At 64.4% G+C, this 20,984-nt stretch carries 16 protein-coding genes; 5 read left to right on the top strand and 11 right to left on the bottom strand.

The window, feature by feature from the left end:
• Positions 1-79: 79 nt before the first annotated feature.
• The 6 genes from ML401_RS34760 to ML401_RS34735 form a co-directional block, all read right to left on the bottom strand.
• Entirely contained in the window at positions 80-1,264 is a 1,185-nt protein-coding gene (locus ML401_RS34760; RefSeq protein ID WP_212064940.1) for a substrate-binding domain-containing protein, read from the bottom strand.
• Between the two features lie 106 nt (positions 1,265-1,370).
• Positions 1,371-3,398, bottom strand: a complete 2,028-nt coding sequence (locus tag ML401_RS34755) for an acyl CoA:acetate/3-ketoacid CoA transferase (protein WP_285808820.1) — start codon at positions 3,396-3,398, stop codon at positions 1,371-1,373.
• Between the two features lie 109 nt (positions 3,399-3,507).
• Positions 3,508-4,818, bottom strand: coding sequence for an MFS transporter (locus ML401_RS34750; protein WP_246776382.1), 1,311 nt, complete (start codon positions 4,816-4,818; stop codon positions 3,508-3,510).
• 196 nt (positions 4,819-5,014) lie between these two features.
• Positions 5,015-6,454, bottom strand: a complete 1,440-nt coding sequence (locus ML401_RS34745; protein WP_285808817.1) for a sigma-54-dependent Fis family transcriptional regulator — start codon at positions 6,452-6,454, stop codon at positions 5,015-5,017.
• Between the two features lie 153 nt (positions 6,455-6,607).
• Positions 6,608-8,344 (bottom strand): bifunctional diguanylate cyclase/phosphodiesterase, encoded by a 1,737-nt coding sequence (locus ML401_RS34740; RefSeq protein ID WP_285808815.1) that lies wholly within the window; start codon positions 8,342-8,344, stop codon positions 6,608-6,610.
• A 220-nt stretch (positions 8,345-8,564) separates the two neighbouring features.
• Positions 8,565-9,530, bottom strand: a complete 966-nt coding sequence (locus tag ML401_RS34735; protein ID WP_212064943.1) for a sensor histidine kinase — start codon at positions 9,528-9,530, stop codon at positions 8,565-8,567.
• A 179-nt stretch (positions 9,531-9,709) separates the two neighbouring features.
• On the opposite strand from ML401_RS34735, the gene ML401_RS34730 reads away from it, so the two are divergent.
• On the top strand, positions 9,710-10,546 hold the full coding sequence (locus ML401_RS34730) for an SDR family NAD(P)-dependent oxidoreductase (RefSeq protein ID WP_212064944.1): 837 nt from the start codon (positions 9,710-9,712) through the stop codon (positions 10,544-10,546).
• Positions 10,547-10,655: 109 nt separating this feature from the next.
• Here the strand turns inward: ML401_RS34730 and ML401_RS34725 are convergent, their stop codons facing one another.
• Together ML401_RS34725 and ML401_RS34720 are read right to left on the bottom strand one after the other, a co-directional pair.
• Positions 10,656-12,032 (bottom strand): cytochrome P450, encoded by a 1,377-nt coding sequence (locus ML401_RS34725; RefSeq protein ID WP_194405063.1) that lies wholly within the window; start codon positions 12,030-12,032, stop codon positions 10,656-10,658.
• Between the two features lie 145 nt (positions 12,033-12,177).
• The gene (locus ML401_RS34720) at positions 12,178-13,413 is read right to left on the bottom strand and encodes an LLM class flavin-dependent oxidoreductase (RefSeq protein WP_211415380.1); all 1,236 of its coding nucleotides are present in this window, start codon (positions 13,411-13,413) and stop codon (positions 12,178-12,180) included.
• Between the two features lie 249 nt (positions 13,414-13,662).
• Here ML401_RS34720 and ML401_RS34715 point away from each other — a divergent pair, with 249 nt between their 5' ends.
• Together ML401_RS34715 and ML401_RS34710 are read left to right on the top strand one after the other, a co-directional pair.
• Entirely contained in the window at positions 13,663-15,066 is a 1,404-nt protein-coding gene (locus tag ML401_RS34715; protein ID WP_285808811.1) for an MFS transporter, read from the top strand.
• Between the two features lie 147 nt (positions 15,067-15,213).
• Positions 15,214-16,419, top strand: coding sequence for a PHB depolymerase family esterase (locus ML401_RS34710; protein ID WP_285808809.1), 1,206 nt, complete (start codon positions 15,214-15,216; stop codon positions 16,417-16,419).
• 45 nt (positions 16,420-16,464) lie between these two features.
• On the opposite strand, the gene ML401_RS34705 is transcribed toward ML401_RS34710, so the two are convergent.
• Entirely contained in the window at positions 16,465-16,767 is a 303-nt protein-coding gene (locus tag ML401_RS34705) for a hypothetical protein (RefSeq protein ID WP_285808808.1), read from the bottom strand.
• A 139-nt stretch (positions 16,768-16,906) separates the two neighbouring features.
• Here ML401_RS34705 and ML401_RS34700 point away from each other — a divergent pair, with 139 nt between their 5' ends.
• On the top strand, positions 16,907-17,272 hold the full coding sequence (locus ML401_RS34700; protein ID WP_259218111.1) for a helix-turn-helix domain-containing protein: 366 nt from the start codon (positions 16,907-16,909) through the stop codon (positions 17,270-17,272).
• A gap of 4 nt (positions 17,273-17,276) precedes the next feature.
• Here the strand turns inward: ML401_RS34700 and ML401_RS34695 are convergent, their stop codons facing one another.
• Positions 17,277-17,945, bottom strand: coding sequence for an MBL fold metallo-hydrolase (locus ML401_RS34695; RefSeq protein WP_285808806.1), 669 nt, complete (start codon positions 17,943-17,945; stop codon positions 17,277-17,279).
• A gap of 88 nt (positions 17,946-18,033) precedes the next feature.
• Positions 18,034-19,152, bottom strand: a complete 1,119-nt coding sequence (locus tag ML401_RS34690; RefSeq protein WP_285808805.1) for a vWA domain-containing protein — start codon at positions 19,150-19,152, stop codon at positions 18,034-18,036.
• Positions 19,153-19,377: 225 nt separating this feature from the next.
• Here ML401_RS34690 and ML401_RS34685 point away from each other — a divergent pair, with 225 nt between their 5' ends.
• On the top strand, positions 19,378-20,976 hold the full coding sequence (locus ML401_RS34685) for an alpha-amylase family glycosyl hydrolase (RefSeq protein WP_285808803.1): 1,599 nt from the start codon (positions 19,378-19,380) through the stop codon (positions 20,974-20,976).
• Positions 20,977-20,984: the final 8 nt, after the last annotated feature.

The following is a 20,984-nucleotide window of genomic DNA, read 5'->3' as shown; positions in this document are numbered from 1 at the left end:
TTCCGCAAGGGGATAATCCCCAAGAGGAAAAACCCTCTCCCGGCCTCTCCCGCAAGCGGGAGAGGTGAAGCAAGACAACTCAGCGCTTGTTCTTGACCGGAACGTCCATGTCCTCGATCTTCAGCTCGCGCACCGGCTCGAGCACGGCCCAGGCGATGTTCGGATCGACCTTGACCTTGAACGCGTACATGCTCTGCAGCGCCTGATGATCTTCTTTCCGGAACACCATCTTGCCCTTCGGCGTGTCGAACTCCAGGCCTTCCATCGCCGTGATCAGCTTCTCGCTGTCGGTCGACTTCGCCTTGGTGACGGCGGCGACGACGGACATCGCGGCAGCGAAGCCGCCCGCGGTGAAGAAGTCCGGCGGCGCGTTGAAGCGCTTCTGGTGCTCGGCGACCAGCCAGTCGTTCACCGGGTTCTTCGGGATCTCGTAGAAATAGTAGGTCGCGCCTTCCATGCCGGGCAGGCCCTTATAGGCCGCGAGCGCCGGCAGGATGTTGCCGCCGGTGGAGAGCTCGATGCCGTAGCGCTTCGGGTCCATGTCCTGGAGCTTGGCCAGCGGATTGCCGGCGCCGGCCCAGATCACCCAGATCACCTTGCGGCCCGGCTTGTCCTTCAGCGCGTCGAACAGGCGCTGGCCGACCGCGGTGAAGTCGGTGGTGTTGGTCGGAGCATATTCTTCCGCAGCGAGCGTCGCGCCGGTCTTGGCGAGCGCCTCCTTGAAGGCGGCGACGCCGTCGCGGCCGAAGGCATAGTCCTGCGCCAGCGTCGCGACGGTGACGCCCTGCTTGCCGATCGCGACCGCGTTGGAGATCGCGTCCTGCGATGAGTTGCGCGCGGTGCGGAAGATGTAGCGATTCCATTTCTCGCCGGTAATCTGATCCGCGACCGCGGGCTCGACGATCAGGATCTTCTTGTTCTCCTCGGCGACCGGGAGAATGGCGAGTGCCGCGGCCGACGATGTGGTGCCGATCGCGATGTCGGCCTTGTCGTCCTGATAGGCTTCGGCGAGCGCGGCCTTGGCGAGGTCCGGCTTGCCCTGGTCGTCCTTGGTGATGATGACGATCTTGCGACCGTCGAGCGTCATCGTGCCCTTTGTGGCGTATTCAAAGCCCATCTTCAGGCCGGTCTCGGTCTGCTTGGCGTAGGCCTCGAGCGGACCGGTCTTGCCGTAGATCAGCGCGACCTTGAGATCGTCGGCTCGCGCGGAGGTCCCCGCGGCGAGTGCGAGAATGGTTGTTGTTATGATGAGTGATCGACGCACGATGGTCCCTCCTGATTCAAAGTTTCTCGGCAGCAGCGATTTGCACAACACTACGAACATTGCAATTGATCCTTCCGGCCGAGCGTGTCGGCCGCTCGAACATGCATCATTTTTGGGCCGGCCGCGCATTGCCGGCTCCCTCGGCTTGACGCCGATCCGACTGCGCTTCGTCAGCGCTTTCGAAAATATGCGGCGCGACGCCGCGCTTCTCCAGGGCTTCGCCGAGTTTGATGCGCAGGAAGCCCGACGTGGTGTAGCGCGACACGCCGGAATAGAAGCGGTCGACGAGGCTGCGCACCATGGCTGAATAATCGTCCATCAACTCCGGCAGGATGGAAAAATTGTCATAATTGACGATGGCGTAGACCCGCCGCCCCAGCGGCGCGAGCTTGGCCTCGACGATGGAAGCGATGGTGTCGATCTCGGCCCTGCTGCGCAGCGGGTAGCGTTCCAGATTGACGAAGAACAGGTTCTGCTGCTCGTCCAGCGTGAAGCGCTGGTCGAGCGGAATGGTGAGCAGGCGCTCGCGCAGATCCATCAGGCCATCGCGGAAGATGCGTGCGTCCATCAGCCTCGGATCGCGCGGGATCAACGGCTTGAAATCCATCAGGCGCAGAATGTCGCGCTCGATGTCGATGCCGGGCGCGATTTCCGTCAGCTCCAGCCCGTCGGGCCTGAGCTCGAACACGCAGCGCTCGGTGACATACAGCGTGCGTTGCTTGCGCGCGGCCGCGAACGGGCCGCTGAAGGTGACATGCTCGACGTGATCCACGAATTTGCGCGACTTGGCTTCGTCGAGAATGACGAGCTTGCCGTCGTTCACCGAGATATTTTGCTTACCCGCGCCGAAGGTGCCGACGAAGATGACCTCCTTGGCGTTCTGGCTGATGTTGATGAAGCCGCCGGCGCCCGCGAGCTTCGGCCCGAATTTGCTGACATTGAGGTTGCCGGCGCGATCGACCTGGGCGAGCCCGAGGAAGGCGGCATCGAGCCCGCCGCCGTCATAGAAGTCGAACTGATAGGGCTGGTCGATCACCGCCTGCGTGTTGATCGCCGCGCCGAAATCGATGCCGCTCGCGGGGATGCCGCCGATCACGCCGGGCTCCGCCGTCAGCGTGATGAGATCGATGATCCGCTCCTCATTGGCAATTGAGGCGATCCCCTCGGGCATGCCGATGCCGAGATTGACGACGCTGTTGCCTTTCAGCTCCAGCGCGGCACGCCGGGCGATGATCTTGCGTTCGCTGACCGGCATCACCGGCAGCGAGGCGGCGCGGACCCGGATCTCGCTCGAAAAAGCCGGATTGTATTGGGTGCCGAAGGTCTGCCAGTGATTCTCGGGCTTCGCCACCACGACGCAGTCGACGAGGATGCCGGGGATCTTGACCTGGCGCGGATTGAGGCTGCCGGCCTCGGCCACGCGTTCGACCTGGGCAATGACGATGCCGCCGGAATTATGCGCCGCCATGGCGATGGCGAGCGCTTCTAGCGTCAGCGCCTCCTTCTCCATCGTGAGGTTGCCGTCGGGGTCGCCGGTGGTGGCGCGGATGATGCCGACATTGATCGGAAAGGTTTTGTAGAGCAGGCACTCTTCGCCGCCGATCGTGATCAGCTCGACCAGATCCTCGGTGGTGCGTGCATTGAGCTTGCCGCCGCCCTGCCGGGGGTCGACGAACGTGCCCATGCCGACGCGGGTGACATGGCCGGGCCGGTGCGCGGCGATGTCGCGGAACAGATGCGTAATGACGCCCTGAGGCAAATTATAGGCCTCGATCTGGCCGGCGATCGCGAGCTGCTGCAATTTGGGCGCAAGCCCCCAATGTCCGCCGATCACGCGGCGGACCAGGCCTTCATGCGCGAAATGATTGAGGCCGCGATCCTTGCCGTCGCCCTGGCCGGCCGCATAGACCAGCGTCAGATTGCGCGGCTTGCCCTGCGTATAGGGCGCATCGCCCTCGTGCGAGAGATAGAGCTCCTCCAGCGCGATCGCGATTTCCTCGGCAAAGCCGATGCCGACGAAGCCGCCGGTCGCCACCGTGTCGCCGTCGCGGATCAGCATGACGGCCTCGGCCGCGGTGACGACCTTGCCTTTCTCGGAATTGCGTAAGTAGGGCAGAGCTGGATGATGGCTCACGGTGGTCCTCCCGATCCTTTCGACCGTATGCCGTTGTTGCTTGATCCTATCGCGGAGAGCAGCGCTGGAACAGCGCGCTCCTCGCGATAGGACGACACGATCAGGCCGTTCAGCCCTGAACTATCTTGCGTGTTTCGGTGGCGAAATAGACCGACACCACGGTGATGAGCGCGAGCGCGATCATGTAGAGCGAGATCGGCCAGGTTGCCGGCGCATAGGCCGTCATCAATCCCGTCGCGATCAGCGGCGACAGCGCGCCGGCGAAGATCGAGGCGAGGTTGTAGCCGAGCGAGACGCCGCTATAGCGCACCTTGGTGCCGAACAACTCCGACAGGAAGCTCGCCTGCGGCCCGTACATCGCGGCGTGACCGATGGCGAGACCCAGCACGATCGCGATCCAGGCATATTGCGGGTTCCTGGTCGAAAGCAGCATGAACAGCGGGAACGACATCAGCGCCGAGAACACCGCGCCGAAGATGTAGATCGGCCGCCGCCCGACGCGATCGGACAGCGCGCCGAATGCCGGGATGGTGAACGTCTCGACGGCCGCGCCGATCAAGACGCCGTTGAGCATGTCCTGCTTGTTCATGCCGAGCGATTGCGTGGCATAAGCGAGCACGAAGGTGGCATAGATGTAGAAGAAGCCGTTCTCGGCGAAGCGCGCGCCCATCGCCAGCAGGATGTTCTTGGGATACATCCTGATGGCCTCGAGGATCGGCATCTTCACTTCCTGCTTGGTGTCCTTGACCTTCTGGAACTCCGGTGATTCCGCGATGGTGAAGCGGATCCACAGCCCGACCAGCACCAGCGCGATCGAGAACAGGAACGGGATGCGCCAGCCCCAGGCATAGAGCTGCGCGTCGGTCAGCGTGGCGGAGACCACGGAGAAGACCAGCGTGCCCAGGACGAGGCCGAGCGGTGCCCCGAGCTGCGGCCAGCTGCCGTAAAAACCCTTTTTGTCCGCAGGCGCATGCTCGACCGCCATCAGCACCGCGCCGCCCCATTCGCCGCCGAGGCCAAAGCCCTGGATCAGCCGGCAGGCGACGAGCAGGATCGCGGCCCAGATGCCGGCGGTCTCGTAGGTCGGCAGGAAGCCGATGGCCGCGGTCGCCACGCCCATGATCAGCAGCGTCAGGTACAGCATGGTCTTGCGGCCGATCTTGTCGCCGTAATGGCCGAAAACGATGCCGCCGAGCGGGCGCGCGATGAAGCCGAGCGCGTAGGTCGCGAACGCCAGCAGCGTTCCCATCATGGGGTCGAAGGTCGGAAAGAACAGCTTGTTGAAGATCAGCGCGGCGGCGGTGCCGTAGAGGAAGAAATCGTACCACTCGATGGCGGTGCCGATCAGGCTCGCGGTGGCGACCGTGACGTGCGAGGGCTGTCTCGCCTGAAGCTGATGAACCGAGATCGCTTCACTCATCTTGCGTCCTCCCTGTTTGCGAATGCGCATGTGCAGCATGCGTCATTGTGCAAAGCGAAGAGCAAGGTCCGCGCCAGATGCGGATGGTTTGCGCAATTTGGCTGAAAACACGGCAATTTCCGCATTTGCGGACAGCGAGAGGGGCGCGGCGCCGTGTCAGGAATCCGAGACTCCGGACAGGTCCGTGTCGCGAAACTCAGACGGAGGCCGGCCCTGTGGCGAGGCCGAATTTGGCGAGCTTCTTGTAGAAGGTCGCGCGCGAGATCCGCAGCATTTTGGCGGCCTCGGTGATCTGCCCGTTGCTGGCGGCGAGCGCCCGTTCGAGCGTGTGCTTCTCGAATTCCGCCTCGGCCTCGGCGTAGGGCACGACGAGGCCGGCCGGGCGCTCGGATGTTGCGGACCTGACCTCGGTGCCGACGGGAAGAATCCGCGCGAAATCGTCACCGGTCAGCCGGCCGGAATCACTGAGGATCAGCGCCCGCTCCAGGATGTTGCGGAGCTCGCGAACGTTGCCCGGCCAGTCATAGCGCGCGAGCGCGGCGAGCGCGCTCGGCGTGATCTTGGCCTTGACGTAGTCGCCGGAGGCGCTGATCTCCTCCAGCAGCCGGGCGCTGATCTCCGGGAGATCGTCCAGGCACTGGCGCAGCGGCGGCAGGTCGATCGAGAGCACGTTCAGCCGATAATAGAGATCGGCGCGGAACGCGCCGTCGCTGACCCGCTTGCGCAAATCCACATTGGTTGCCGCGACCACGCGCACATCGACCTTGGAGATCTTGTCCGAGCCGAGCGGCTCGATCTCGCGCTCCTGCAGCACGCGCAGCAGCTTGGCCTGCAATTGCAGCGGCATCTCGCCGATCTCGTCGAGAAACAGCGTGCCGCCGTCGGCGATCCGGAATTTTCCCTCGCGCCCTTTGCGGTCGGCGCCGGTATAGGCGCCGGGCGCGGTGCCGAAAAATTCCGACTCGATCAGCGTCTCCGGGACGGCGGCGACATTGACGCTGACGAACGGCTTCTCGGCGCGCGAGGAGGCATTGTGAATCGCCTGCGCCAGCATCTCCTTGCCCGTTCCGGTCTCGCCGGTGAGCAGCACGGTGACGCTCTGCCGCGCGGCGCGGCTTGCGAGCTGCTTGGCCTGCGCGATGCCGGGCGTGGTGCCGACGAAGTCGGCGAAGGTGAAGCGCGCGGCGCGGGCGTTGGACAATTGCCGCCGCGCCAGCCGCAGATCGCTCTCGAGCTGGGCGACGCGGGCGAGCAGCGGCTTCAGGCTTTCGAGGTGGTCATAGAGCACGAAGCCGATCGCGCCGATCACCACTCCGTTCTCGTCCTCGATCGGCATGCGGGTGACGACGAGCTGCTCGCCGCCGAGCTCCATGATGTCGAGCAGGATCGGCTCGCCGGTCTCGGCCACCTTCCGCATCAGGCTGTTCGGGATGACCTCCTCGATCGGCCGGCCGATCGCTTCGAAGGTATGCTTGAGGCCGAGTGCCGCGAGATATTTTTCATTGACGTAGACGACCCGCCCGCCGCGGTCGATCGCAATGGCGCCCTCGCACAGCTTTTCCAGCCGTTCGAACAGCGTCTCCATCGCGCGCGCACGGAGATAGGCTGGATCACTGATCGAGGCGGAAGCGGACATGACATATCCCACGGGAAGTCCGCTCGTGTATTAGCAAAAGGCCAGCGATTTCAAAGCGGGAAATGGGCATTGAGGCGCCGCTCCATTCCCCACTGTCATGCCCCGGCTTGACCGGGGCATCCAGTACATCGAGATTGCAGCGCCGCTCTCGCCCTACCTTCGATACCCGCTCGCCCGCGAATAGCCCTGGCGGTTCTGCTGCATCGGTCGGGTCGCGATGCTGGCGCGCGACTCGCTGGACGCAGGCGTTGCCAGCTTCAGCTCTTCCAGGAAGATCGGGCGGGAGAAGTAATAGCCCTGCGCGTAGCGGATCTTGGTCGCGGCCTGGAGATAGGCGAGCTCCTCGTAGGATTCGAGGCCTTCGGCGATCACGGTCATGCCGAGCGCTTCGCTCAAGGATTCGATCGCGCGCAAAATGCCCTGGCTGCGCGGGCGCTTATGAATGTCGGTGATGAAGGAGCGGTCGATCTTGATCTCGTCCGCGGTGATGTCGGCCAGCGCCGAGAGCGAGGAATAGCCGGTGCCGAAATCGTCGATCGAGATGCCGACGCCGAGCTTGCGGAACATCGGCAGGATCTCGGCCTGGAAGTGGCTCTTGGCGACGAAGGCGTCTTCCGTCACCTCGATCATGAAGCGCTGGGGGAACCCGGTCTCCTCCAGCGCGCGCGCGAAGCTGCGCATGAATTCGGGGTTGCCCGCCTGCTTGGCGGCGACGTTGATGCTGATGGTCGCGTCGGCGCCGAACGTGTCGTTGATCGGGTCGATCGATCTGACGATCTCGGCGAGCACGAGGTGAGTGAGCTCGTCGATCAAGCCGAGCTCGCCGGCGAGATTGATGAACGAGCCGGGCGCCTGGATCACGCCTTCGTCGTCGCGCAGGCGCACCAAGGCTTCGATGCCCTTCACGGCCTGGGTGCGGATGTCGACCTTGGACTGGAAGGCGCAGCAGAAGCGCTTTTCCAGGATGGCGAGCCGCAGCGATTGCTCGATCTTCGTCCGCGCCAATGCCTCGCGCTCCATGCTGGAGTCGAAGAAGGCCGCCGATCCCTTGCCATCGTTCTTGACGCGGTACATCGCGATGTCGGCGTTCTGTCGCAGCGTCTCGAAGCTGCTGCCGTGATCGGGATACATGCTGACGCCGACCGAGGTCGAGACGAAGACTTCCGAATTGTCGATGAAGAACGGCGCCGTCAGCCGCTCGAGCGTCGACTGCATGAATTCGGCGACCTCTTCCAGGCTCTGGATCGGCGACAGCAGCAGCAGGAATTCGTCGCCGGAGATGCGCGACAGCATGTCGGAATCGCGCAAGTCGCGTCCGAGCCGCTTCGACAGCTCGACCAGCAGCGCATCGCCGACGGCGTGGCCGTAATAGTCGTTGATGTGCTTGAAATTGTCGACGTCGAGGAAGGCCAGTGCGAAACGCTCGCCGCCGCTGTTCTCCGCAAGCAAATTGTTGGCACGATGTTCGATCACGCGCCGCGAGGGCAATCCGGTCAGCTCGTCGAAATAAGCCGAGCGAAAGAGCTGGTCCTCGAAATTCTTTTGCTCGGTGATGTCGGAGGATGCCGAGATCAGGAGCTCGCGTCCGGCGAGGCGAACGGGACGATGGGTCGTGAGCAGCACCTGGCGCGTGGCGCCGCCGTGAAGCGCTTCCTCTGTGACGACCGCCTGGCCGGCGCTCAGGGCCCGGCGACAGGCCTCGCGGCGCGGCGCGAGATCCGGTGAGGGACGGCTGCCGTCCATGCCGAGCTGCGCGGCCGCGGCGTCGTTAACCAGCAAAAGCTCGCCATGGGCGTCCTGCACGGTCAGGCCGGCCGGCAGCATTCTAACGATTTCCTTGAGAAACCCGAGCTCGGCTTCGCTCGCGCCGGAATATCTGTTGTCGTTCATAGAAGTCATGAATCTTGTTGTTTCAGCGCGCCTTTGCAATGGACGCGATCTTGCGCGGTTCCCTCTTAAGTTTGGTTAAGGGCTCCGGAGAAATACGGGGGTGTTTTGAAGGAAACCTGGGACAAGGCGGCGCGTGCTGACGATCGTCATTAACAGAGGGTCAACAGCGCAAGAGAAAGGGCGGCGACGGCGCGCGTGCGCTTTCGCTTGGAGCGCGATGCTATTCGCTTCGCGGGATCCGGCACTGCATGATGCAATGCAGCCCGGTCTTCAAATACGAGATCTCGGTTCTGCCGTCGAAGGCCGACAGCGCCGATTTCAGCAGCTTGGTGCCGAAGCCGGGCTCGGAGACCTTGTCCACGCTCGGTCCCTCGGTTTCGTCCCAGGTGATGGTCAGGCGATCGTCGCTGACGGTCCACGACACCTGCAGCAGGCCGCGCGGTGAGGAGAATGCGCCGTACTTGCCGGCATTGGTGGCGAGCTCGTGAAACATCAATGACAGCGTGACCGCGAGCTTCGGCGGCAGGAACAGCCGCTCGCCATTGAGGGTGAAGCGGACATGGCCGTAAGGGCCGAGCTCCGAGATCAGGAGATCGCGGATGTCGCAGCCGGCCTTGTCGATCCGCGAGATCAGATCGTCGGTCGCGGCCAGCGAGCGCAGCCGCGGATCGACGCGGGCCCAGACCAGCGGCTGGTCATGCAGCACCTGGTGCAGCACGGCGTGCACGGTCGACAGCTTGTTCTTCAGCCGATGCTGCAGCTCGTCGACCAGCAGCTTGCGATACTCTTCTTCCTCGATCAGGCGCTTGGAGATCCGGCGCTGCTCCGCCAGCATGGTGCGATAGTGCTCGACGCCCCAGATCGTGAGCGCGCAGACCGCCCAATAGAGCGCGAGCAGGGCAAACCGCGCGCGATCGGCAAAGACATCGCCGAAATTCACGACGACGCCGAGCACGCCGCCGACCAGCGCCGTCACGATCCCGATCCGGAAGCCTCCGAACGCCGCGGCAAAGAACACGGCCGGAAAATAAGGGGTAAAGTAGACGTCGGGCCGCACATGGGCGAGCGCCCAGCGCGCCAGCGTCGCAACCAACAGGCAGGCCACCGCAAAAGCAATGCTCAGACCGAGCGAGGGTGGCGCCGCACCCTGCCAACCCCTGCGGAATTCCTCGATCAGCTTCCCCATGCGCAGCCCAGTTGCGATATGCGTTCGAAAATCGAGCGGCCCATCAGGATGTTACGCAAACCGTCCGCACAAGCATAGCTTGCCTTGCCGGAGACGGGCAGGGATACTAGCCGGTGCGGCGATGGCAGCGGCCAATGTTCGCCATTTGGCATCAAATCGTTCGAAAACAGGAACATTCCATGGGCAGGCTGGACGGCAAGGTTGCGGTGATTACGGGAGCGACGAGCGGGATCGGATTGCGCACTGCGGAAGTCTTCGTTGCCGAAGGTGCCAAAATTGTGATCGCGGGCCGGCGTATACCGGAAGGCGAAGCGTTGGCATCGCGGCTCGGGCAGACTTGCATCTTCCGCCAGACCGACGTGACGGTCGAGGCGCAGATGCAGGCCCTGATCGCGCTCGCCGTGGACAAGTTCGGCCGGATCGACTGCCTGTTCAACAATGCCGGCGGCCCGGCGCAGACCGGCGGCATCGAGGGCCTCGAGGCCGAGCGCTTCGATGCGGCGATGGCGACGCTGGTGCGCAGCGTCATGCTCGGCATGAAGCACGCCGCGCCCGTCATGAAGAAGCAGGGCAGCGGCAGCATCATCAACAATGGCAGCATCGCCGGCCGCCTCGCCGGCTTCTCCTCCTCGATGGTCTACAGCGCGGCCAAGGCGGCGGTGATCCATCTCACCAAATGCGTGGCGATGGAGCTCGGCGAGTCCAATGTGCGCGTCAACGCGATCTCGCCCGGCGCGATCGCGACCGGCATTTTCGGCAAGGCACTTGGGCTGTCGACCGATGCCGCGGAGAAGACGCCGGCGGTGATGCGCGAGGTCTACAAGACCGCACAGCCGATCCCACGTGCCGGCCTGCCCGACGACATCGCCCAGGCTGCCGTGTTCCTCGCCAGCGACGAATCCAGCTTCATCAACGGGCACGATCTCGTCGTCGACGGCGCCATGACCGGCGGCCGCAACTGGAGCCAGCAGCAGCAGGGCTACGTGGCCCTGCGCAAGGCGTTCGATCAGGGGTAGCCGATAGCGCGTAGGGCGGATTAGCCGCAGGCGTAATCCGCCTCTTCGCCTCCGCAGAGACAGAAGTGGCGGGTTACGCCTGCGGCTAACCCGCCCTACAAAGCAACGCCTAAACCGCCTTCACCCGCACCCTCAACCCATCCCGCGGTTTCGGGATCGGCCACATCTGCCAGTCCGGCTTGTAGCCCGGCTCCAGCGACACCTCGATGTTCTGCAAAAAGTGCCGCGCGAAGCATTTCGCCTGCATGTAGGCGAAGTGCAGGCCGAGGCACATATGCGCGCCGCCGCCGAACGGGACCCAGGCGAAGCGGTGGCGGCCGCGCTGGGCCTCGTCGGTGAAACGCATGGGATCGAAGCGGTCCGGCTCCGGCCAGATGTCCTTCATGTGATGGGTATAGAGCGGATTGACGCCGACCGCGGTGCCGGCGGGAATGGTAAAGCCCTTGAAGGTGAAATCGCGCATCGCGCGGCGCGGCATCGAGGGCACCGGCGGCTTGATCCGCAACGCTTCCTTGAACGCCATCTCCGACAGCGGCATCTTCTCGAGATCGTCGAAGCTGCTCGGCGCGCCCGGCGCAAGCCCGAGCGCGAGAACTTCCGCGCGCAGCCGGTCCTGCCAGTCCGGATTGGCGGCGAGCTCGCCGATGAAGGAGGTCAACGACGAGGTCAGGGTGTCGTGCGCCGCCATCATCAGGAAGCTCATGTGGTCGATGATGTCCTGCTCGGACAGCAGCGCGCCGTCCTCATGGGTGGCGCGGCACAGCTGCGAGAACAGATCGTCGCCGCCGTGATTGCCACGCCGCAGCGGGATCTGCTCGCGGAAATAGGCGACGATGCGCTTGCGGCCCCTGACGCCGGCCGCCATCTGGGTGCCGGGCAGCGGGCGGCGGATCGGGGCGACGGCGGCCGCGACCATGTCGACGAAGGCGCGGTTGATCTCGTCGACCTCAGGCCCGATGTCGGCGCCGAGGAACGAGGCCGCGGCGAGATCGAGCGTGAGCTGCTTCATCGCCGGGTAGAGCTGCATCTCGCCGGGCTTGGCCTTCCACTGCGCGACCCGCGCGGCGATGCCGCGGTCGAGATCCGCGAGGTAGGATTTCATCGGCCCCGACTTGAACGCGACCGACAGCGTCTTGCGGTGCAGCCGGTGCTCGTCGAAATCGAGCAGCATCAAGCCGCGCGGAAACAACAGGCCGAGCACCTTGTTCCAGCCGTGGGTCGAGGAGAACAGTTTCTGCTGATCGAACATCACGAGCTCGTTGGCCTCCGGCCCGAGCAGCACGACATTGGTCTCGCCGAATACATGGGTGCGGTAGACCGGACCGTATTTGGCGCCGTTCGCCTCGATATGGCCCTTGGGATCAGCCAGCACTTGCAAGGTCTTGCCGATGATCGGCCAGCCTTCGTCGCCGGGAATGTGCGTCAGCGCGTTACGCTTGGGCGCGGTGTAGTCGGGCGCCGTTGCGGCCACATTCTGCATCGACATGACGATTGCTCCGGTTGGCGGGCGCTTCCAGCGTAGCACAATCCAGGCCTGGTGATGCGACGGTTGCTGGCGCAAATGACCGCAGGCGACATCGTCTCCCCCGGGCTCGCGCTGCGCGCGCCCGGGGACGACGAGTGGATCCGTCCTACCGCTTCGCCGCTTCCTTCTGCAGATCCGGGGCGTTGACGGCGGGAATGGCGACACGGCCCGGGCCGGTCACCTTCAGCGCCTCGGCGGCCTTCTCGTTCTCCATGATCTTGGCCATCACCGCCTGACCCGCACGCTCGAAGATCGCGCGGTTCTCGATCACGAATTTTTGCGAGCGGCGCAGGGCGTCGATATAGCCGTTGATTTCAGGCACGACGTAGCGCGCCACCATGTCCCAGCTCCGGCGCGTCGCTTCCGGATTGGCCCAGTCGTGCACGAAGCCGATGATGGCGCCGACCCCGCCCGACACCTGCATCACGTTCTTGATGGTTTTGACGAGATCGTCGGGCGTGCCGATGGTGGAGGCAGCGCCCTCGACGAAGGCGGTCTTGTCCACGGCCTCATCCGGGGAGGAGAATGCGGTGAGGCCCGGCCGCTGCAGCGTGCCGACATTATACTCGTTGTGCCAGCGCATCAGCCCGGCGCCGGCCTCGCGGCGCGCCTGCTCGCGGGTCTCGGCGATGTGGAAGGTCAGGAGCACGCGCCAGTCGGCACGGTCGACCTTCGTGCCGTGCTTCCTGGCGGCGTCCTCGGCGAACTGCCATTGCTGCTGCAGCGACATCAGGCCCTGCGTCGTCATCGATCCCAGCGAGATGATGCCGATGCCGTATTTGCCGGCGAGCGTCATGCCAGAGGGCGAAATCTGCGAGGCCACGACGAACGGCATCTCTTCCTGCAAAGGGAGGATCTGCAGCGCGGCGTCGTTCATGGTGAACCAGTCGCTCTTCGCCGTGACGCGCTCGCCGTTGAACAGGCGCCGGATCACGCCGATCGCCTCGTCCTGGCGGTCGCGCTGCGTCATCGGGTCGATGCCGAGCGTATGCGCGTCGGAGGCAAGCGCGCCGGGGCCTGAGCCGAAGATGGCGCGGCCGCCGGTCATGTGGTCGAGCTGCACCATGCGCTGGGCGACGTTGTAGGGATGGTGATAGGGCAGTGACACCACGCCGGTGCCGAGCTTGATCCGCTTGGTGCGCTCGCCGGCCGCGGCCAGGAACATCTCGGGAGAGGCGATCATCTCCCAGCCGGATGAATGGTGCTCGCCGCACCAGAACTCGTCATAACCGAGCGCATCGAGTTGCTCGACCAGGTCGAGATCGCGCCGGAACTGGAGCATCGGATGCTCCCCGATCGGGTGATGCGGGGCAAGGAAGGCTCCGAACTTCAGGCGTGCCATGACGTTTTCTCCGGCTTTGATTTTCTGTTTGTTGAGGCGACAAGGCTACGTGCCGGATGGCACGAACGCAATCGCGCGGTGTCCCGCGCGGCGGAATGCAGGCATGCGTGTTTTTTCCTCTCCCCGCTTGCGGGGAGAGGCGAAGGGTCGCGCCTTCGAATGAAGGAAGCGCAGAGTCCTACCTCGGAGGTAATCGCGGCGCTGCAAACGATCTGGAATCATCGGCCGCGTCTTCAGGGACCTGCACCGATGCATCAAATCGTCACAAGGCCGATCGATTCGACTCGCCGCTGGTGGGTGCTGGCGATCGTGGTTGCCGCCCAGTTCATGTTCGGCGTCGATGCCTTCATTGTGAACGTTGCCATTCCCACCATTGCGGCGGAGCTGAAGGCGACTCCGGCGCAGATCGAATCCGTCATTGCCATCTATCTGATCGCCTATGCCACGCTGGTCGTCACCGGCGGCCGGCTCGGCGACATCCATGGCACCAAAAAAATATTCCTCGCCGGTGTGCTCGGCTTCACCCTGACGTCGCTGTGGTGCGGCCTCGCGCAATCCGGCGCGGAGCTGATCATCGCCCGGCTGGCGCAGGGCGCGACCGCCGCGCTGATGGTGCCTCAGGTGCTGGCGACGCTGCATCTGTTGTTCACGGACGGCCAGCGCAGCCGCGCCTTCGCCATCTACGGCATCGTGCTCGGGCTTGCCGGCGCTGCGGGCTTCCTGCTCGGCGGCCTCTTGATCACGGTTGATCTGGCCGGCACCGGTTGGCGTTCGGTGTTCTTCGTCAACGTGCCCTGCGGCCTCGTCATTGCGGTTGCCGCCTGGCGCATCATGCCGTCGGCGCCGCGGCGGTCAGGGACACGGCTCGATATCAAAGGCAGCGTGTTCCTGTTCGCAGGGCTGCTGTGCCTGATCGGCCCGCTGCTGTTCGGTCACGATGTCGGCTGGGCGCCCTGGCTGTGGGCGGTGATGGCGGTCGGCGGCGTCATCCTGGCCGCATTCCCAAAGCTCGAGCGCGCCGTCGCGCGCGCGGGCATGCCGCTGATCGACCTGACGCTGCTGGCGGACGCCGCTTTCCTGCGCGGGCTCGGCGCCGCCTTCTTTTTCTTCTTCGCCAATCTCTCCTTCTACCTCGTCATGACGCTGTTCATGCAGCGGGGCCTGAAGATCCCGCCACTCGCGGCCGGCATGGCGTTCCTCCCGCTGGCGCTCGCTTTCGTCGTGGCGTCGCGTCACAGCGGCGTGCGGGCGCAGCATCGCGGCAGCAAGGTCTTGATCGAGGGCTGCGCGATTCAGGTCGCGGGCCTCGCCGCGCTCGCGCTCGTCGCAGGCTGCGTCGACGCACCGTCGGCGCTCCTGCTCGCGCTCACCATGATCATCTTCGGCTATGGACAGGGACTGGTGATGGCCCCGCTCTCCGGCGCGGTGCTCTCGACCGTGAAGCCCGTCGCTGCAGGCTCGGCCTCCGGCATGTACGGCACCATTGCGCAGATCGGAAATGCGGCCGGAGTGGCCGCAATCGGCGCGGTGTTCTTCGCGGTCGAAGCGTTGCAATCAACGCGCGCAGGATTCCTGGTCTCGCTTGTGCTGTTTGTGACATTAATCATGATCTGCGCCGCATTTTTGTCGTGCCAGCGTCGTGCGCCTGCATGAAGTTGAGGCAATGCGGTTAATACGTGCGAGTTTCCGCGGGATATTCGGGGATTTTCGCTGGATTGACAGCGCACGGTCTTTTTATTTTGCAATGCAGCAACTATCTGGTCTGGCTGGACGTTGAACGTCCCCCACCAGGAAGTTGCCGTGTCACTCGCCAAAAATATCGATCTGTTGAGACGTCTGCCCAGGCTGGACGGTCTGCGCTTCGCCGAGCTCGGCCGCGGCGCGGACGCACCCAGTCCGTTGCAGGAGATCGCGGATTTCGGCGGCAATCCCGGAGCGTTGCGCATGTTCGCGTTCGTGCCGGAGCAGATGCAGAAGCCGCGCGCGCTCGTCGTCGTGCTGCATGGCTGCGGCCAGACCGCGGCGGCCTACGATCTCGGCGCCGGCTGGTCGACGCTGGCCGAGCACTATGGCTTCGCGCTTCTGATGCCCGAGCAGCAGCGCATCAACAACGGCAACACCTGCTTCAACTGGTTCAATCCCGAAGACATTGCGCGCGGCAGCGGCGAGGCGCATTCGATCCGCGAGATGATTGCGCACATGGTCGGGGCGCATCGCATCGATCCCAGGCGAATCTTCATCACCGGCCTGTCCGCCGGCGGCGGCATGACGTCGGTGATGCTCGCGACCTATCCGGAGATCTTCGCCGCCGGCGCGGTCATTGCCGGATTGCCCTACGGCATCGCCATGAACCTGCGCGAGGCGCTCGATGGGATGTTTCATTCCCCAATGCGCCCGGCGCGCGAGCTCGGCGATCTCGTGCGCAACGCGTCCGATCATAGCGGCCCCTGGCCGAAAATCTCGGTGTGGCACGGCAGTGCCGACCGCACCGTCAATCCGGGCAATGCCAACGAGATCGTCAAGCAATGGCTCGATCTACACGATCTGCCTGAAACGCCGATGGCGGAGACCATCGTCGACGGCTATCCGCGCCAGGCCTGGTGGGGCAAGGACGGCGAGACATTGGTCGAATCCTTTGCCATCACTGACATGGCGCACGGCACGCCGCTCGGCCTTGCCGACAACGATCAGCGCTATGGCGTCGAAGGCGCCTTCCTGATCGAGGCCGGTATCTCCTCGTCCTATCACATCGCAAAGTTCTTCGGCCTCACGGACTGGATTGCAGACGCTGCCAAGGCGGAAGCCAAATCGGCAACCAAGCCGGCAGCCAAGCCTGTAAGCAAGCCGGCAACCAAGCCTGGGCTCTCGCCCGCGCCGCATCTCGCCCGTTCGATCCGCGCGGCGATCGCCGAACAGCCGGCCGAACCGAAGCGCGAGCAGGCCCGCAGCTTCGATCTCGGCCAGATCATCACCCGCGCGCTGACCGCAGCGGGATTGATGAAGTAGCCCCGCTGTCATCCCTGCGTTCGCAAGACGACAGCTGTGTTGTGGCTACGCGGTTGCGTCGATCATCTCGATCGGCGTTGCCGTCACCTCGCCGCCAGAGACCTGACGCGTCATCGCCGAATAGGCCTTGAAGAAGTCGCGCGATTGCAGCGTTTTCTGCGCATCCTCGTCGGCGACGCTGGCGAGATGGAGGTAGTGGCCATCGTCGCGGTTCTTGAGGACGCGATAGCCGACCCGTCCTTTCAGCTCCGGATCGCCGTCGATCGCCTTGATGAAGCGGGCGATCTCCTGATGCCAGGCTTCCGTCGTGCCGTTCCTGAACTCGTACTTGATCATGAAGTGCTTCATGTGACGCTCCCTGTTCGTCATGTGCGTCATCATCTGCGCCTTGTGGGCGCTGCTGCAAGTATGGACAAAATTGATAGTATGGACTTTTTCGCCGTCGCTCCTATCCTCTCCCAAGCTGGATGCGCATGGAGGAGACGACATGGCAAAGGCAATTCTGGCGCGCAGCTGTCCGGTCGCGGCCTTTCAGAAGATGATCAGCGGCAAGTACAAGCTCCGCATCGTCTGGGATTTGAAGGACGGTCCGCGCCGCTATGGCGAGATCCGAAGCGGCCTTTTGCGCGGTACCACCGGCAGCGCCGAGATCACCCCGCGCGTGCTCAGCCGCGAGCTGAAGGCGCTCACGGCGAGCGGCCTGATCGACCGCAAGGATTTTGGCGAGGTGCCGCCAAAGGTCGAGTATCGGCTGACGCGGAAGGGAAAGAGCTTCGTGCCCGTCGTCGCGGCCATTCGCGAATGGGGCGAGCGCAACCTTGGTGAGACGGCGCTTGTGGACGCCGCCGAATAGACTCTCACATCTCGCCGGTGATGAACGGATTGGTCATCCGCTCCTGACCGATGCTCGAGCCGGCGCCGTGGCCGCAGATGAAGCCGACGTCGTCGCCGAGCGGCAGCAGCTTCGTCAGGATCGAGTTGATCAGGGTCGCGTGACTGCCGCCGGGCAGATCGGTACGCCCGACCGAGCCCGCGAACAGGACATCGCCGACATGGGCGAACCGCAATTCCTTGTTGAAGAACACCACGCTGCCAGGCGAGTGGCCGGGGCAGTGGAAGATGTCGAACGTGAGGTCGCCGATCGACACGGTGTCGCCCTCGTTGAGCCAGCGGTCCGGCGCAAAGTTGCGCACGCCGGTCATGCCGAAGCGCGCGCCGCTTTCGACCACATTGTCGAGCAGGAATTTGTCCGCTTCATGCGGCCCCTCGACCGGCACTTTCAGCGCATCGCGCAGTTCGGCTGCGCCGCCGACATGGTCGATATGGCCGTGGGTCAGCCAGATCTTCTCGACGGTGACGCCGGTCTGCTTGATCGCATCCAGGATCTTCGGCACGTCCCCGCCGGGATCGATCACCACGGCCTTCTTGGAGGGCTCGTCCCAGATGATGGTGCAGTTCTGCTCGAACAGCGTCACGGGGACGATGATCGCGCCCGCCTTGGCTTTGGTGTCGTTTTGCTCGGTCATGGCGCCACAATGCCGATTTTTGCCATGCCGCCAAGCAAAAGATTCGCGCGGGGGATCCGGGGAACGGGTGTTCCCCGGATCGCCGCGATTACCGCTTGATCTGCGCCTTCAGCGTCTCCTGGACGACCCCGTCGAAGGACGAGGTTTTCGGCGACTTCACGGCCTGATCGGCGATGTATTTGTCGCGCTTGGCGACCAGCGCGGCGAGCTTCTCGTTCAGGGTCTTGCGCTGTTCGACCTGCTTGGCGACTTCGGCCTCGCGCTGCTCGGGCTTCATCGCGCGCAGGTTCTCGGGCAGGTCCGCGTCCTTGACGGCGGCGACGCTGGTCGTGCCCTTGGCCGCATCGGCAACGAGGTCGCCGCCGCCGGTGACCGCTTCCGCGGTCGCGCGGGCCCGCTTGCCGATATAGCTCGTCATGTCGGCCGCGACTGACGGTGCGGCCGCCGCCACGCTCGCCGTCTGCTGCATCTTCATCTCCGTGCGCTTCTGCATCTCGCGCGGGCCATAGGGGATCACCGTGCCGTTGAGCTGCTGCTGCAGGATGATGATGTCCTGGTCGTACGGCGTATCGATCACCACGATTTGGCCGCCATCCTGCGGGATCGGGATGAAGCGGCCTTGGCCGATCTGCGCGATGTCGCGCCACACCCGCTCGGTATCGCGGGCATCGCCGGCGAGCACGGCGTTGACGATGATGTCCTTTTGCCTGGCGGCCGCGAGCGTCGTCGGATATTTCGTGTCCTGCGCGTAGTCCATGTGCGGCGGCGCATCGCCGACCAGGAAGACGATGTGCCTGGCGTCGCTGCCATCAGTCCATTGCAGCTTGTTGACGGCGACGTCGAGCGCCTCGTTGACGCTTTCGGGCCAGTCGCCGCCGCCGCGCGCCTTCAGCTCCAGCAGGTTGGCATAGAGATCCTGGATGTCGCGGGTCAGCTCGATCTTCGATGTCACGTAATCGTCGCCGATGTCGCGATAGGCGACGAGGCCCATGCGGATATCGGCATCCGGGTTGGAATCGACGATCGCGGTGGCGATCGACCAGATCTTGCGCTTGGCGCCCTCGATCAAGCGCGCCATCGAGCCCGTGGTATCCAGCACGAAAGCGACTTCGACGGTGGGCCGTGCCAGGGCCGGGGACAATCCGGCCGACAGCGGCAGGGCAGCGAGAGCGAAGGCGAGCGAGCGCAGTGTGATGCGTGACCTCATGGGGTCCCTCCAGTGGTTTGCGTCCCTCGGAACCGAGGTTCCACTGGCATCGCGGTGGGCTGAAGCCGGAACAAAGGCCGGACTGGCGCGAAATTACGGCGATTCCCGGCGAAATCCGCGCCATGCGGTCCCTGGCGACGTCCTCTCAGCGGCGGCCGTCACCCCTGTGTGAACCCTTCGCGCGGTTCCGCGTTGCTGTCCGCGAAGCGCATTCGGGGGATGATCTTGGCTCAGAACGACAAGAATTGGTGGCGCAACGGCATTTTCTATCAGATCTATCCGCGCTCGTTTCAGGACGCCGACGGTGACGGTGTCGGCGATCTCGCCGGCATCTTGCGCCGGCTGCCCTATGTGAAATCGCTCGGTGTCGACGCGATCTGGCTGTCGCCGATCTTCCCCTCGCCCATGGCCGATTTCGGCTACGACATTTCCGACTATACCGGCATCGAGCCGCTGTTCGGCACGATGGAAGATTTCGACGCGCTGATCGCGGCCGTCCATGACAACGGCCTGAAGCTGATCCTCGATCTCGTGCCCAACCACACCTCGGACCAGCATCCCTGGTTCGTCGAGAGCCGATCCTCGCGCGACAATCCCAAACGCGATTGGTACATCTGGCGCGATCCGGCCGGCGACGGCGGCGTGCCGAACAATTGGTTGTCCGAGTTCGGCGGCAGTGCGTGGCAGCTCGACGAGACCACGGGCCAATATTACTACCACGCCTTCCTCGCCCAGCAGCCCGACCTGAACTGGCGCAATCCGGACGTCCGCAGCGCCATCTACGACGTGATGCGGTTCTGGCTGGAGAAGGGCGTGGACGGCTTCCGCGTCGACGTGATCTGGCACCTCGTCAAGGATGCCGAATTCCGCGACAATCCGCCGAACCCGCATTACGTCGAGGGCCGGCCGCCGAACGAGCGCATCCTGACGCAATACTCCACCGACCAGCCCGAGGTGCACGACGTGATCGCCGAGATGCGCCGCGTCACCGATGCATATTCCGCGCGCGTACTGATCGGCGAGATCTATCTGCCGCTGCACCGGCTCATGGCCTATTACGGCAACGATCTCACCGGCGCGCAGATGCCGTTCAACTTCGCGCTGCTCTCGACGTTCTGGAGCGCGCGCTCGATCGAGAAGATCGTCGAGGATTACGAGAAGGCGCTGCCGCGCGGCGCCTGGCCGAACTGGGTGCTCGGCAATCACGATCGTCCGCGCGTGGCGAGCCGCGTCGGCACGGAGCAGGCCCGCGTCGCCGCCATGCTGCTGCTGACGTTGCGCGGCACGCCGACGCTCTATTACGGCGACGAGATCGGCATGCACCAGGTCGCGGTCGCGCCGGAGGATGTCCGCGATCCCTTCGAGAAGAACGTGCCCGGCATCGGCGTCGGCCGCGACGGCTGCCGCACGCCGATGCAGTGGGATGCGTCGAAATTCGCCGGCTTCTCCGCGGTGAGGCCGTGGCTGCCGCTGCCCGAGCACTATGTGCGCGACAATGTCGCCAGTCTCGAATCCGATCCACGCTCGATCCTCAACCTCTACAAGCGCCTGATCGGCTTGCGGCAGAGTTGCCCACAACTGATCGCGGGCGACTATCATCCGGTCGCCGCGCACGGCGATCTCCTGATCTATCGCCGCGAGGCCGAGGGCCGGGCGGTGATCGTGGCGCTTAATCTCGGTGCGGACCCGGTCACCGCGACGACGAGCGCCGTCCGCTTCGGCAGCAGGATTTTGCTGTCGACGTTCCTGGATCGTGAGGGGGAAGGAATCGAAGGCGTGCTGGAGCTGCGTGGCAATGAGGGAGTGATCGTCGCTCCACCCTAGCCGTCGTC

Source organism: Bradyrhizobium sp. 62B (assembly GCF_030272265.2).
Lineage (GTDB): Bacteria > Pseudomonadota > Alphaproteobacteria > Rhizobiales > Xanthobacteraceae > Bradyrhizobium.
The sequence above is the reverse complement of the archived record's forward strand: the minus strand, read 5'-3'. Positions and strand labels throughout refer to the sequence as shown.

Excerpts from the sequence above, each read along its gene's own strand:
- ML401_RS34750 (WP_246776382.1), bottom strand. The coding sequence starts at position 4,818 with ATGAGTGAAGCGATCTCGGTTCATCAGCTTCAGGCGAGACAGCCCTCG.
- ML401_RS34745 (WP_285808817.1), bottom strand. The coding sequence starts at position 6,454 with ATGTCCGCTTCCGCCTCGATCAGTGATCCAGCCTATCTCCGTGCGCGC.
- ML401_RS34740 (WP_285808815.1), bottom strand. The coding sequence starts at position 8,344 with ATGAACGACAACAGATATTCCGGCGCGAGCGAAGCCGAGCTCGGGTTT.
- ML401_RS34735 (WP_212064943.1), bottom strand. The coding sequence starts at position 9,530 with ATGGGGAAGCTGATCGAGGAATTCCGCAGGGGTTGGCAGGGTGCGGCG.
- ML401_RS34730 (WP_212064944.1), top strand. The coding sequence starts at position 9,710 with ATGGGCAGGCTGGACGGCAAGGTTGCGGTGATTACGGGAGCGACGAGC.
- ML401_RS34725 (WP_194405063.1), bottom strand. The coding sequence starts at position 12,032 with ATGTCGATGCAGAATGTGGCCGCAACGGCGCCCGACTACACCGCGCCC.
- ML401_RS34720 (WP_211415380.1), bottom strand. The coding sequence starts at position 13,413 with ATGGCACGCCTGAAGTTCGGAGCCTTCCTTGCCCCGCATCACCCGATC.
- ML401_RS34715 (WP_285808811.1), top strand. The coding sequence starts at position 13,663 with ATGCATCAAATCGTCACAAGGCCGATCGATTCGACTCGCCGCTGGTGG.
- ML401_RS34705 (WP_285808808.1), bottom strand. The coding sequence starts at position 16,767 with ATGAAGCACTTCATGATCAAGTACGAGTTCAGGAACGGCACGACGGAA.
- ML401_RS34700 (WP_259218111.1), top strand. The coding sequence starts at position 16,907 with ATGGCAAAGGCAATTCTGGCGCGCAGCTGTCCGGTCGCGGCCTTTCAG.
- ML401_RS34695 (WP_285808806.1), bottom strand. The coding sequence starts at position 17,945 with ATGACCGAGCAAAACGACACCAAAGCCAAGGCGGGCGCGATCATCGTC.
- ML401_RS34690 (WP_285808805.1), bottom strand. The coding sequence starts at position 19,152 with ATGAGGTCACGCATCACACTGCGCTCGCTCGCCTTCGCTCTCGCTGCC.